The sequence below is a fragment of the Brucella lupini genome (assembly GCF_002252535.1).
Taxonomy (GTDB): Bacteria; Pseudomonadota; Alphaproteobacteria; order Rhizobiales; family Rhizobiaceae; genus Brucella; species Brucella anthropi.
In genome coordinates this window covers 87,607-100,495 of sequence record NZ_NNRN01000044.1, presented here as the reverse complement: position 1 = coordinate 100,495, position 12,889 = coordinate 87,607, and the positions used below count along the sequence as shown (strand labels likewise).

Genomic DNA, 12,889 nt, shown 5'->3' with positions numbered 1-12,889 from the left:
ACGACATTTTCCTGTAATTTCCCTGTTGCAATCTCCGGGGCGTTAGTTCATATAGCGCCTGCCTGACGGAAACGACTGGCGCGAGCGGGTGTAGCTCAGGGGTAGAGCACAACCTTGCCAAGGTTGGGGTCGAGGGTTCGAATCCCTTCGCCCGCTCCAGTTTTCCAAACAAAATCAGCAAGTTAAAAGGCGCCGTACGCGGCGCCTTTTGCTTACAAAGGAATTCTAGGCGTTGTTGTAAGCGCTTTGTAAGCACAAAACAGGGTGATTTTGGATATCGTTGGCTAAATTTGACGACCGCGTGGGACAAGCTTCCGACATCCTGCGCTGACATTGTTCAAGATTCGCCCTTCGTATTGTGGATATTGATCGGCCGATACTCAAACCGGTTCCCTCCTCGTCGGGAGCCAAAGCCGGAGAAAGCCTGCCACCCATCAACACACCAGTGTGGTTAGCGTCTAATTTGGTCTGCCCTCTTAAAAGTTGTCCTCCATGAAGTAGGCTATTGAGCCTGAGAGAGGATTTTGGAATGCCCCAAAAGAAACACAAGTCGGAAGAGATTATCGCAAAGCTGCGCCAGATCGATGTTCGGTTGGCGAGGCGGTCCGTTCGAACGGCGTGACGCAGTTTACGTATTGCCGCTGGCGCAAGGAGTTCAGCGCCCAGAAGGCCGACGCTGGAAAAGCTGATCCTAAAAGAGTCTGCCTCTGGAAATCACCCGCCCGTCGCCGTCTCTGCGTCGATCATGTGACAGCGAAGTTCACCGTCTCGGAGCGCTCTGCTTGACGCGCTGCGCCAAAGCGCGCCGATGGGCGCCATCGTTGAGCATGTCGAGGCTGATGTCCTGATTGCCTGACCTGTCGAGCACAATCTGCGTACACTCGGCGTCGGCAGCGGCTTGATATCGCAATGCCTTGCGCTGGACATCTGTTCCTTCGTCATGGCATCGTCCTTGAACACGCCCGACGTGATCTCGTGGGCGCGATATGTTTCGCATCTGCATTATCCAGATCGGTTCTCGGCGTTGCTACCCAATCAAGAGTGCGTTGCGGCGGCCCCCGCAAGCGTCATCAAAAACCGGTTGGGTACGACCTTCTGTAATTGAAGAAGACATGTGGACCCATCGCAGCACCTCATGCAGCCTTCCGCATGCCGGACTTGTTCGGACCATTCACCCCTCTTTCGAGCGCGAGCAGCGCCTGCTCGACCTCATCAAGGCGCGAGGGGCGGCCGTTCTCAGGCATGCCCTCGTTGGTGGCCTGATCGATCAGGAATTCGGTCCAGGCCCAGTTCATCAGGATCGACCGCCTCGCATCAAGGGGGAGCCGGTTGTCGGCCACGAAATCCATCGGCGAAGCCCAGCCGCCATCCCCATCATTGCGATTGGCGTCATTCGACATGGCTCGACGGTACTTGTCCGAAAGCCCGACGAGGCCAAGCTTGCCGAGCGTCGCATCGGAGAATGTGTTTCGCTGTTCTCCAGACTTATCCATGGTAATCCTAGCCTTATCCTTTGGTACGTCCACGACATAGCAAAGACCCTGCCGCTGCGCGTAACGGATCGCAGACGCCAGCGTCGGGAACTTAAGCTCGACCTGCTTCAGTGTGTCCCGGCTGCCCGTGTGAATTAGCCCCCGAAAGGCCCGGACATGCTCCCCCACTTAGCTAAGTGGGTAGGAGTAATGTTGGTACTATGACTATCACCACCCATAAGATGCAGGTCCTTTCCGGGCCTGAACGGCGCCGGCGCTGGAGCACAGCGGAGAAGCTGGCCATTATCCAGGAAACCTACGAGCCGGATGCGACGGTGAGCATCGTTGCGCGACGACATGGCATCCAGCCGAACCAGTTGTTCGCCTGGCGCAAGCTGGCGTCACAAGGCGCGCTGACGGCGACGGCCGCCGAAGAGGAGGTTGTCCCGGCCTCCGAATACCGGGCGCTTCAGAACCAGGTAAAGGAGTTGCAACGCCTGTTGGGCAAGAAGACGATGGAAGGCGAAATCCTCAAGGAAGCCCTCGAAATCGCCACCGGCTCAAAAAAACAGATGTTGCGCTCGCTCTCTCTTCCGAGAGGGATTTTAGGATGAAGACCGTCTGCGAGACGTTGGGTGTCGCCCGGTCGAATATCGCTACGCGTGCCGCGTGCTCCCCTTCCAGAGCCAGAGGACGCCCGCCACTCCCGGATCGGGAACTGGTGGAGGAAATCAAGGCCATCATCGCCAACATGCCCACCTACGGCTATCGGCGTGTCCATGCCATTCTGCGCCGCAACGCCCGCAAGGCCGGGCGTTCGTGGCCCAATGCCAAGCGCGTCTATCGGGTCATGAAGGTGCATGATCTGCTGTTGGTGCGCCACACTGGAGCGGCCGATGATCGCCGCCATGACGGTCAGGTCGCTGTCGAACGCTCGAATATCAGATGGTGCTCCGACGGCTTCGAGATCGGCTGCGACAATAAGGAGAAGGTCAGGGTTGCCTTCGCCCTCGATTGCTGCGACCGCGAGGCCATCGCCCATGTCGCCACCACCGAGGGCATCAAGAGCAAGGACGTCCAGGACCTCGTGATCACCGCCGTCGAGAACCGCTTTGGCCGCATCAACATGTTGTCCGAGCCCATCGAATGGCTCACCGACAACGGCTCCTGCTTCATCGCCAGGGACACCGCGTCCTTGCTCCGCGACATCGGCATGGAACCGTGCACGACGCCGGTGCGCAGCCCGCAATCGAACGGCATGGCCGAGGCCTTCGTCAAAACCTTCAAGCGCGATTACGTCGCGGTGAACCCCACCCCGGATGCTGAAACCGTCATGGCACAGTTGCCGGTCTGGTTCGACCATTACAATAATCTTCACCCGCACAAGGCGTTAGGATATCAATCCCCGCGCGAGTTCATCAACTCGCAATCTCAAACCTGAGCATGTCCGGTCTTTTGGGGGCAACTCCACATATGGAACGGACACTTGCGCGTGGTTGTTCGCCACAGGGTGTAAACGCCGGGTTGGCCCTCCTTTGGGGCGATTCTGCTCAGGCGGTGATGATGTCATGCCCAAGTGTGAGCGAGGCGCGCTTCGATCGTCAATACTGCCGATGCTGCTTTCCCGGCGGCGCTCGAAAGCATTCCGGCGGCAGAAGACAGCCAGGATCTTCAAGATCGCCTAGCATGTGTGCATGACCTCCCGTGCCTTCGGCAGCGGGAGGGAAGCCACTGTCGAGCATAGTCGCCGGCCCGTCGGTTCGGCATCTTGCTCGGCTGTACCGCGTTATCTGGATATGGAAGGGTTATCATGAATAAGCTCGTCGATCGTAGGACCGCCTTGTCGCTGGGCGGAAGCGTACTGGCAGCAGCGGCCGCAGCGTCGATCCTGCCCGCTCGCGCCGCGGACAATGAACCTGTGAACACAGGCAGTCTTGGGACAGGCGGCACGACAGATCTTGTCGAGTCCACGCCTGCTTTTGCCACGCTTTTTCCGCTGACCCGGTACTTCGAAATCGACTCCGAGATCGCCGGTGCCCGCTTCTCGGCTTTCGTCACCGTTCCCATGCAATACGACGCCGACGAAACGCAGCGCTATCCGGTCGTCTATCAGATCGATGGGAGTCTCTACTTCGCGGCCACGGCGCCGTTTCACATGCCGGGACAGTTCGACGTCATGTCGCCGCTGCGGCCCTTCATCATGGTCTCCATCGGCTATTCACAAGAGGAAAGCCACGCCTGGGACTGGCTCCGCGTGCGCGACCTCGTCCCGCCCGGCGAAGTGGTTCCGGACCTGTTTCATCAAACCCTGGACGGAAATGTTGCAGCCGGCTTGGTGTCCGAGGACGATGCCCAGCGCTATCGCGCACTGCTCGCCAACCCGGCAGCGGACAAGTTCCTCGGGTTCCTGGAGCATGAACTTCATCCGCTTCTCACGGCAGCCTATCGCATCGATGAGAGTGATGTGGGGCTTTGGGGCTTCTCCTACGGCGGGCTCTTCACATCCTATGTCATGCTGGAGGGGTCTGATCTGTTCAGGCGTGTCGGCGCGGGCAGTCCGGGGATCATGGGGGAGAGCCAGATCTTCAAATTGTATGATGATGCCGTCGCTTCCGGACGGGATTTCTCTGGCCGGCAGCTCCATGTCACGATCGGCGCGCGCGAAGCGGCCGATCAGGGCGTCTATCAATGGCTCACGGCGCGAGGAACAGGCGAACTGCTCGCGCAGACCTCTCTCCGGCCTTTGCCCGGCTTGCAGGTGTCCAGCGAGATCATTCCATTAGAAACGCACCTGACCGGCGGGGTGCCGGCCTGGTTCAGCTTCCTGCGTGCCTGCTACGGGCGTTCTTAAGGCTGCACAAACGGCCGTCGAGTAATATGGCAGCTTTCGCGGGCACCTCCGCGTAAGCTGCCTGTCCGCAATCCACCCCTAACTTGCCATTTGATGTCGTGGGGGAAGGCCTTCCCCCTGGTCGGCATGGGCATTGCCGACGCCCCCCCCATCAGCGGTGAGTCCCCGCAACGCCCCCCTGAGAGTGAGAGTGCGGACGGGTTTTCCGTGACGGGTTGAGGGCTGGAAGAGAGGCTTCCGGCACCCGTCGCGGAGATTATCCCGATGGCCAGACAAGATCGCGCCGCCCCCGACAGTGGCGCGCGCAGCAACCTTTACGACGACATCACCCACAAGATCATCGCCAAGTTGGAGCAAGGGCGGCTGCCCTGGGTTCAGCCCTGGGGGACGGCGGCGGCGAAAGCGCCCCTTGCCATGCCGAGGAATGCGACGACCTCCCGGCAATATTCCGGGATCAATGTCCTGATCCTCTGGGGTGCTGTGATCCAGCATGGCTTTCCAACCCAGAATTGGCTGACCTTCCGACAGGCGCTTTCGCTCGGCGGCAATGTCAGGAAGGGCGAGCGCGGCACCACCGTCGTTTATGCCGACCGTTTCACGCCCGAGGACGAAAAGCGTCGCGCCCGCGAGACCGGCGAGGAACCAGGCCGCATCCCGTTCCTGAAGCGCTTCACCGTATTCAACGCCGCGCAATGTGAGGGCCTGCCGGAGGAAATCGCAACCGACGCCCCGCCACCGCCACCCGGCCTGATCGAGCCGAAGGTCGAGGCGCTCATCAAGGCGACCGGCATCGACTTCCGCATCGGCGGAGATCGCGCCTTTTATATGCCGTCTCTGGACTATGTTCAGGTGCCGCCTCCGCAAGCCTATTTCGAGCCAATCAACTGGCACCGCACGGCCCTGCACGAGATGGGGCATGCGACTGGCCATGCCTCGCGACTTGGGCGGGATTTCTCGGGCAGCTTCGGCACTAAGAAATACGCCTTTGAGGAGCTTGTCGCCGAAATGAACGCGGCTTTCTGCTGCGCCACGCTGGGTATCGTACCGACCGTGCGCCACGCCGATTATATCGGGTCGTGGCTGGAGTGCCTTCGCGAGGATAATCGCGCCATTGTCCGCGCCGCCTCGCAGGCCAGCAAGGCGGCGGACTGGCTGTTGTCGCACCTGCCCGATGAAGATGCCGGCGATACGGATGCGGGCGTAACCGAACGGAGGGCTGCGGCATGATCCTCCTGACCGATATGCAGCGCGACCGGCTGCTGGCCAATGGCCGCCAGCGCGATCAGGATCACATCCCGGTCGTGAAGTTCTTCAATCCCCTCGGCGCGGGCGTCTGGCTCGCCACCGAACTGGATGAGGATGGAGACATCATGTTCGGCCTGGCCGATCTCGGTTCCCCCGAACTGGGCTCGTGGAGCCTTGAGGAGCTGTCTTCGGTCCGGCTGCCCTTTGGCATGGGCATCGAGCGTGATCTGCTGTTCACCGGGGATTTCCCGATCTCGGTCTGGGCCGAGGCCGCTCGCGAGACCGGCAGCATCCGCTCCGCCGAGCGTCTGCTCTACCGCGTCGGGGCGATCTTGCCTCGTACATCCCCCGATACGGAAAGCCGGAGTTCCTGATTGACGGCTTTCAGGTTCTGCGGCTGGCGTCGCTCTCTTCAGAGGAAGAGGGCGGCGCTTCGCTTCGTGACGGGCTGATAGCCGGAGAGAGAGGCTCACCGGCGTCCGTCATGGAGTACCTAATATGGCCACTGCCGTTCAGAAAATCGCGCTTTCGTCCTCGCGGGACATTCCCTTCAACAAGCTGGTGCTCAGCCAGTCCAATGTCCGGCGCGTCAAGGCCGGTGTCTCGGTCGAGGAATTGGCCGACTCCATCGCCCGGCGCGGCCTGATCCAGTCCCTGCATGTCCGCCCGGTTGTGGACGGCGAGGGCAAGGAAACCGGCATATTCGAGGTTCCGGCCGGCGGTCGCCGCTTCCGCGCACTGGAACTGCTGGTCAAGCAAAAGCGCCTCGCCAAGATCGCGCCGGTTCCGTGCGTCGTGTCGGAGGCCAGTGCCGATGTGCTGATCGACGAGGTGTCGCTCGCCGAGAACATCGAGCGCGCGCCGCTGCATCCGCTCGACCAGTTCCGCGCCTTCCAGGCCATGCGGGAAAAGGGCATGACCGAGGACGCAATCGCGGCGGCCTTCTTCGTGGATGCCAAGGTGGTAAAGCAGCGCCTGCGCCTGGTCTCGGTCTCGCCCACATTGCTCGACATCTATGCCGAAGATGGCATGACGCTGGAACAGCTCATGGCCTTCACCGTCAGCTCCGACCACGCCCGTCAGGAGCAGGTATGGGACGCGATCAAGGATGGCTGGCAGAAGGAGCCCTATACCATCCGCCGTCTGCTGACCGAAACCACGGTCCGCGCCGCTGACAAGCGGGCGGTCTTCGTCGGCATCGACACCTATGAGGCAGCAGGCGGTTGCGTGCTGCGCGATCTCTTCCAGCAGGATGATGGCGGCTGGCTGCAAGATCCGGTGCTGCTCGACCGGCTGGTGGGCGAAAAACTGAAGGCGGAAGCCGAATCCATCGCCGCCGAGGGCTGGAAATGGATCGAGGTCGCCATCACCTTTCCCTATGGTCACGATCATGGCCTTCGCCAGATCGTCGGCACCACGGTCGATCTAAGCGAAGAGGAACGCGCCACCCGCGAGGCTCTGCGCGATGAATATGACCGGCTTGAAGCCGAATATGGCGAGGCTGACGAGCTGCCTGACGAGATCGACGCCCGCCTGGGTGAGATCGAACAGGCGCTGGAAACCTTCGAGCGCCGCCCGATGGTCTTCGAGTCGGACCAGATCGGCAAGGCGGGTGCATTCATCAGCATCGACGCCGATGGCTCCTTGCTGATCGAACGCGGCTATGTTCGCGCCGAGGATGAAACACCGGCCGAACCCGACGTTGAGATCGTTGACCCCGACACCGGCGAGGTGATCCAGCGGACCGAACCGGCCGTCACCCATCAGCGCGCCGTCATCACGCTTGGGGGGCAGCCGGTCGAACAGGAGGAAGACGACGAGACCGAGACCATCAAGCCGCTGCCAGATCGTCTGGTCAGCGAATTGACCGCGCACCGTACGCTGGCGCTGCGGGATGCCGTGGCAGCGAACCCGCATGTCGCCATGACGGCACTGCTGCACCGGCTGGTCATGGATTGCTTCATGCCGCATGCCAGCTCCGGATGCCTGGAAGCACAGGTCCGAGAGGTTCATCTGCCCGCACAGGCCGAGGATCTGCGCGATAGCGCGTCGGCCAAGGCCATCGCTGACCGCCACGAACGCTGGGGCGATCATGTCCCGGCAGACGATGCCGCCCTCTGGGATTGGCTGACCGATCTGGACGATGGTTCGCGCATGGACCTGCTCGCCCATTGCGTCAGCTATGGTGTGAACGCGCTCTATGAAAAGCCGAACCCCTATAGCGGCTCGGGCGTCAGCCAGCACGGGCTGGACATCCGCCTATCGCAGGCTGATCGGCTGGCGCGCTCGACCGGTCTCGATATGGTTGCCGTGGGCTGGCGGCCGACGGTTGAGAACTATCTTGGCCGCGTGACCAAGCCGCGTATCCTTGAGGCTGTGCGTGAAGGGGCCGGAGACCGGGCCGCCGAACTGATCGGGCACCTGAAGAAGGGTGACATGGCCAAGGAAGCCGAGCGCCTGCTGGCGGACACCGGCTGGTTGCCCGAGCCGCTGCGCATGGTGGATGATGGCATTGACGCGGACCCGACGACGGGAACCGACAGGGAAGCCGACGAGCTGCCCGATTTCCTCTCCGGTGATGGCGAGGACGATCCGGCTGATGACAAGGAGGAACAGCATATGGTCGCTGCTGAATAGCATTCATACGGGGCGGCTTCGGTCGCCCCGTTTCAGCCACCCCGTTTGTGCAACACGCCCGGTTCTCTTGACCCGGCTTTTCCTTTCGGAACTATGCGGGCGAAGCCGTTGGTCAACGCCGAGTGGAAACCGCCCGACCTAAAAAGGAAAAAGTATGTCAGACAAACCTTGCGTATACCTGACAGGGGCGTCTTGCTCCGGTGTTTCAACACTGGGTTCGATCCTGTCGAAGCGTTTCCGTGTCCCGCAAATTGATGTGGACGATTACTATTGGATGCCCACCGATCCCCCTTACAGCACCAAGCGTGCTCCCGAGGAGCGCGTCCAACTGATTAAAGATCGCCAGAGTTGTCTCGTTGGATGGATACTCACAGGATCGTTCATCGGATGGGGTGAATCACTTATCCGGGACGTTGATTTGATTGTTTTCTTGCACACGCCAACGCCCGTTCGCCTTCAGCGTCTCGACCAACGAGAGGCAGCACGCCATGGCTCTCGCATTTTGCCAGGAGGAGACATGCATGACGCTCACTTGGCGTTTCGGGATTGGGCATCACGTTACGACGACCCGGAGTTCACCGGGAGGAATTTTACGCAGCATCAGAAATGGCTGAGTAAGCAATCAGCGCCGGTGCTGAGGTTGGATGGCGAGCATGACAGTGAACTGCTGGCCGATCAGGTGGCAAGACAACTCGACTTGGCCCGATATCCGACCGGCGGCTAAGGGCTCTTCGCATTGAATACATCCACTGCTCCAACTCCACCTTCACCATAACAGCCGTCATCCCTGCACATGGGCGAGCGGCAGCCATCTCTGGCCTGAAGGGAACACGATCCTGTTGCCAGCATGGTAGCAAGGCTGCCACGGCGGAGCATCAGCGACGGGTATCCGGCATCCTGTCAGATGCGAAAAACCACCCCCGCTTCCATTCGCAAACCTTGGTCCGATCCGTCTCTTACACAATCAACCCGTGAAGGGTCGGCTTACGCGAGCGTGCCGCCCTCGGGGATTCGGAAAAAGTCCGAACACCCTCGGGTGATTGCAGATCCGGTCAGACACTTCGGGCGCCTGTCGCGCGGGGGATGGTCCCCCGCCTCCAAAGACAGGAGCCGGAACCCATGTCCTATGCAGATGCCACCGCCTTCGCCGCCAGCCTTGCCGCCACGCTGATGGTTTCGATCGTTGTGTTCCAGGCCGGAGATGGCACCCACGCTGCTTGCCCCGCCGCCGAGTTCGACGGCGACGACGACATGGTGAAGCTGGAACTGGACCCGTGGGAATAAGGCGCGAAAGCGCATTATTCCCGACGGCCCGAGCGCGGCAGCCCGCGCTTCGGGCCTTCAGCGCCTCACGATGATCCCCATCGTCGGCAGCGGAACCGGGAACAAGCCCGGTCAGAGAAGAAGAGTGCGGGCCGTTCGGCCGTGACGGGTTGAGGGCTGGAGAGAGAGGCTCGCCGGCGCCCGTCATGGAGTGACCCCGATGACCTTTGCCCGTTCCGAAACCTTCCGCTCCATCGGTCAGATTCTTGCGGCCGATGTTCTGCCAGTGCTTTATCGGGCGCAAAAGCTGCCGCTGCGCCTCTCCTGCCTGGGCGTCGCCAGTTATGGCGCCAGTGATGACGAAAACAGCTTCGACCGCATGATCGCGCTTGGCGAATGCCCGTCACCGGAGGAGGCAATACAGGCAGCCGCTTTGCGCCTGTCACGCGGTGATATTTGCACGGGGCCAGACAGCTTCCCCTGTTTCCAGCCTCGTATCATGCTCATTCAGGATCACGATCATCGCCTGGTCCTCGCCGGCGAAATCCGTGCCGGTATCATCCTCTGGCAACAGCCAGTCTCATCCTATGCCGAGGCACGCAGGATTGTGACGGAGGCCAGCCGCCTGCGCGGGATGGCATTCCGGGCGGTGGCCTCAACCGAGGCTCGGGCTTTGCGCTATCGCGCGGCGGCACTGGAAGCCCGCCTGGTCGATCCCTTCTGGCGCGAAACCTCGGCCGATCTCCTCCGCCTGCCGCAAGCGGCGTGAGACTCACCCATTCCCCGTCATCCGCCCGGTCCTGAGCCGGGCTTTCTTGTTTCAGGAGGCTCCCATGGCCGACTATTTTACCCACTTTTCCTGCCTGCTCGACGTGGGCACCCCCGAAAACGCCGCCCGCGCGCTCGATCTCTACAACGCCATGGCGGAGGACAATGCCGCCGAGGATCCGCCCTCGGACGGTTTCCTGCTCTCGATCCAGCCCGAACATGGCGGCACCCAGCTTTGGATGTGCGATGATGTCACCGGCGATCCCGAGCATGTCATCCAGTTCGTCAAACGCTGTGCGAAAGCGTTTGGCCTGACCGGCTTATGGGGGATGCAATACGCCAATAGCTGCTCGAAGCCCCGTATCGACGGTTTCGGCGGCGGCGCGCATGTCCTCGATCTTGCCACCGGCGAGACGGTGGACTGGATCTATACCGATGGCTGGCTTTCCACCGTGCTGGAGGGAGGTGATCCCCATGCCTGAGATCATTGAAACCACCGTCTATCGGCTCGATGAACTGTCCGATACAGCGAAGGACAAGGCCCGCGCCTGGTATCGCGAGGGCGGCTTCGACTACGAGTGGTATGATGCCGTCTATGAGGATTTCCAGCGCATCGCGGAAATCCTTGGCATCGACTTCAGGATCCGCGCCGTCCGCCTGATGGGCGGCGGCACGCGCCGCGACCCCTGCATCTGGTTCCGGGGCTTCTGGTCGCAAGGCGATGGCGCCTGCTGGGAGGGGTCGTATTCCTACGCCAGAAATGCCACGGCCAAAATCCGGGCCTATGCGCCGCAGGATCAGGAGCTTCATCGGATCGCTGACGCCCTGCAGGCGGTCCAGCGCCGAAACTTCTACCAGCTTCGCGCCGAGGCCTGCCATCGCGGGCATTATTATCACGAGTATTGCATGGCGATCTCGGTCGAGCGCGACAGTTCGACATATCAGGACATGACCGAGGATGCCGAGGACGGCGTGACCGAAGCGCTGCGCGATCTCGCCCGCTGGCTCTACAGGCAGCTCGAACGCGAATATGAGTATTTGTCGTCAGACGAAGCGGTCGACGAGACGATCAGCACTAACGGATACACCTTCACCGAGGCCGGCCGCCGGTTCGGCTGAAAGCCATCACGCTTCGCGCACGCCGCTGTATCCGACCGCCTGCGCAGCCTTGACGAACTTGCGGTCGAAGCTGGCCATGCCCTCGCAATGCGCCGCCTTCCCGAGATGCAGCGCGTCGGCGAAATCCATGCCGCGCTCGGCGAGATCGAGCGCGGCCGCGACGACCGCGCCGTCCTCCACCGTGACGGTCGGCAGGCCCGCGAAGCCGCGCAGCACACGGGCAATATCGGCCGGGCGATACTCATAGGTGCTGCGCAGCACCCACTCGGTTTCGAGGATGACGGTGACGGGGGCAAATACCGGCTGGCCGTCGATCAGCTCCTGCGCCTTAGCAGACTGTTTCGGATGGTCATTAGTCAGGTAGCGAACGACGACATTCGTATCAATCGCGAGCATGCCGACGCCTTGCCTCAGTGAGCACGCCCGCATCCATATCCGCGATCGACTTCGGCTTGCCCTTATAGGGCAGCGCACCGAAGACATCTTCCGGCCGCGTTTGGGCAAAGGCCGGCGCGGGCTTCAGCAGCACACCGTCATCGGTTTCCTCAACCGTCAGTCGCGTTCCGGCGCTCCACTCGCGCCGCTGCCGGATCGCGCTCGGCAGAATGACCTGTCCCTTGGTGGAGACGGTGATCGTGAGTTTTTCCGTGGCGGCCATCGGCCGATCCTTTCCGATGTAAGACAAACGTAAGATAGTGCGCTACGGCTCAGCGTTCAAGACCAGCGGTCAGAGGGAGAGTGACGCCGGTTCGGATAGCCCGCATGGTGAGCGTTGGTCCTCGACGGAAAGTGTTCCGGGCCTGATCTACAGCACACCCTCGATGTCGGTCCGTGCGAAATCGTCCCCGACATAGAGCAGCGGCGCTTTCCGCTCCTTCGCGGCCTCATAGGCAAAGCAATCGCCGAAATTGAGCGATGCGCGGTGAACACCTTTCCCCCACGCTTCATAGGCCGCCGCGACACGTTGCGCCGACGCGGCGGTCACATTGATGATCTCGAATCCGAGGTCATCAAGCAGACGCATCATCTCCTCACCGACATTCCGGCGGTTCGCCACGATCAGCGCCTCGGCCACGGTGCCAGCCGAGATCAGCAATTCCTCTTCCGCCTCAAGCGCCGCGATGCAGGCGTCCGCCTCCGGCTCATCGAGCAGAATGGCCATCAGCGCCGAGGTATCGACGACCATCATTGCGGCAGGCCGTCGTCATCATAAAGGAAGTCCTGACTCCGCGCGGCGGGTGCTCCCGCCAGCGCCTTCGCCGCACCGGATTTCCGAAGCGCCTCAAGAAGCGTCCGGCGATCCTTCCGGCCCGGCAAATTGCGGACAGGGACAAGCCGCACGGCGGCATGGCCATGGCGGGTCAACACCACTTCATCGCCGGCCTCTGCACGGCGCACCAGTTCCGTCAACTGGCCTTTGGCTTCGGTCACGGAAATTCGCATGACGCCTCCTTCTGGACCGCTCAATAGTCCATTTCTATCGGAGAAATGGACCATTCGATGGTCCATGTCAAGGCGCGCGAAGCACGGGCCG

Annotated in this window: 15 protein-coding genes, 1 tRNA gene and 2 pseudogenes; 12 read left to right on the top strand and 6 right to left on the bottom strand. The window is 61.5% G+C overall.

The window, feature by feature from the left end; translation table 11 throughout:
- Window positions 1-84: 84 nt before the first annotated feature.
- Window positions 85-159, top strand: a tRNA-Gly gene (locus CES86_RS10400).
- Between the two features lie 370 nt (window positions 160-529).
- Window positions 530-657, top strand: a pseudogene (locus CES86_RS28285) (IS3 family transposase); the annotation flags it as partial.
- A gap of 103 nt (window positions 658-760) precedes the next feature.
- On the opposite strand, the gene CES86_RS27160 reads toward CES86_RS28285, so the two are convergent.
- Window positions 761-997 (bottom strand): hypothetical protein, encoded by a 237-nt coding sequence (locus CES86_RS27160; protein WP_143851078.1) that lies wholly within the window; start codon window positions 995-997, stop codon window positions 761-763.
- 136 nt (window positions 998-1,133) lie between these two features.
- Window positions 1,134-1,625 (bottom strand): annotated as a pseudogene (locus CES86_RS27910) (ETC complex I subunit); the annotation flags it as partial.
- Between the two features lie 89 nt (window positions 1,626-1,714).
- Here CES86_RS27910 and CES86_RS10385 point away from each other — a divergent pair.
- The 10 genes from CES86_RS10385 (at window position 1,715) to CES86_RS10340 (ending at window position 11,355) form a co-directional block, all read left to right on the top strand.
- A protein-coding gene (locus tag CES86_RS10385; protein WP_374828140.1) for an IS3 family transposase occupies window positions 1,715-2,913 on the top strand; the annotation gives its coding sequence in 2 pieces (ribosomal slippage) (window positions 1,715-2,026 and window positions 2,029-2,913; 1,197 coding nt in all).
- Between the two features lie 369 nt (window positions 2,914-3,282).
- On the top strand, window positions 3,283-4,323 hold the full coding sequence (locus CES86_RS10380; protein ID WP_094514371.1) for an alpha/beta hydrolase: 1,041 nt from the start codon (window positions 3,283-3,285) through the stop codon (window positions 4,321-4,323).
- Between the two features lie 264 nt (window positions 4,324-4,587).
- Complete coding sequence (locus CES86_RS10375; protein ID WP_094514370.1) at window positions 4,588-5,550, top strand: ArdC family protein; 963 nt, start codon at window positions 4,588-4,590, stop codon at window positions 5,548-5,550.
- Window positions 5,547-5,942, top strand: a complete 396-nt coding sequence (locus CES86_RS10370) for a DUF2958 domain-containing protein (RefSeq protein WP_094514368.1) — start codon at window positions 5,547-5,549, stop codon at window positions 5,940-5,942. The genes CES86_RS10375 and CES86_RS10370 overlap by 4 nt, the downstream gene beginning before the upstream one ends.
- A 124-nt stretch (window positions 5,943-6,066) precedes the next feature.
- Window positions 6,067-8,205, top strand: coding sequence for a Spo0J and enkurin domain-containing protein (locus tag CES86_RS10365; protein WP_094514367.1), 2,139 nt, complete (start codon window positions 6,067-6,069; stop codon window positions 8,203-8,205).
- 154 nt (window positions 8,206-8,359) lie between these two features.
- Window positions 8,360-8,929 (top strand): ATP-binding protein, encoded by a 570-nt coding sequence (locus tag CES86_RS10360; protein ID WP_094514366.1) that lies wholly within the window; start codon window positions 8,360-8,362, stop codon window positions 8,927-8,929.
- A gap of 395 nt (window positions 8,930-9,324) precedes the next feature.
- Entirely contained in the window at window positions 9,325-9,489 is a 165-nt protein-coding gene (locus CES86_RS10355) for a hypothetical protein (protein ID WP_009450567.1), read from the top strand.
- Window positions 9,490-9,688: 199 nt separating this feature from the next.
- Window positions 9,689-10,237, top strand: a complete 549-nt coding sequence (locus CES86_RS10350) for a hypothetical protein (RefSeq protein WP_167387113.1) — start codon at window positions 9,689-9,691, stop codon at window positions 10,235-10,237.
- 64 nt (window positions 10,238-10,301) lie between these two features.
- Window positions 10,302-10,718 (top strand): hypothetical protein, encoded by a 417-nt coding sequence (locus tag CES86_RS10345; RefSeq protein ID WP_094514362.1) that lies wholly within the window; start codon window positions 10,302-10,304, stop codon window positions 10,716-10,718.
- Window positions 10,711-11,355, top strand: a complete 645-nt coding sequence (locus CES86_RS10340; protein WP_094514361.1) for an antitoxin of toxin-antitoxin stability system — start codon at window positions 10,711-10,713, stop codon at window positions 11,353-11,355. The genes CES86_RS10345 and CES86_RS10340 overlap by 8 nt, the downstream gene beginning before the upstream one ends.
- 6 nt (window positions 11,356-11,361) lie before the next feature.
- Here the strand turns inward: CES86_RS10340 and CES86_RS10335 are convergent, their stop codons facing one another.
- From CES86_RS10335 to CES86_RS10320, 4 genes are all read right to left on the bottom strand, one after another.
- The gene (locus CES86_RS10335) at window positions 11,362-11,751 is read right to left on the bottom strand and encodes a type II toxin-antitoxin system VapC family toxin (RefSeq protein ID WP_094514360.1); all 390 of its coding nucleotides are present in this window, start codon (window positions 11,749-11,751) and stop codon (window positions 11,362-11,364) included.
- Complete coding sequence (locus tag CES86_RS10330; RefSeq protein ID WP_094514359.1) at window positions 11,738-12,013, bottom strand: AbrB/MazE/SpoVT family DNA-binding domain-containing protein; 276 nt, start codon at window positions 12,011-12,013, stop codon at window positions 11,738-11,740. The genes CES86_RS10335 and CES86_RS10330 overlap by 14 nt, the downstream gene beginning before the upstream one ends.
- Before the next feature lie 147 nt (window positions 12,014-12,160).
- The gene (locus CES86_RS10325) at window positions 12,161-12,544 is read right to left on the bottom strand and encodes a type II toxin-antitoxin system VapC family toxin (RefSeq protein ID WP_036589135.1); all 384 of its coding nucleotides are present in this window, start codon (window positions 12,542-12,544) and stop codon (window positions 12,161-12,163) included.
- A complete protein-coding gene (locus CES86_RS10320) occupies window positions 12,541-12,798 on the bottom strand; it encodes a type II toxin-antitoxin system Phd/YefM family antitoxin (RefSeq protein ID WP_094514357.1) in 258 nt (85 codons plus the stop codon). The genes CES86_RS10325 and CES86_RS10320 overlap by 4 nt, the downstream gene beginning before the upstream one ends.
- Between the last annotated feature and the right edge of the window lie 91 nt (window positions 12,799-12,889).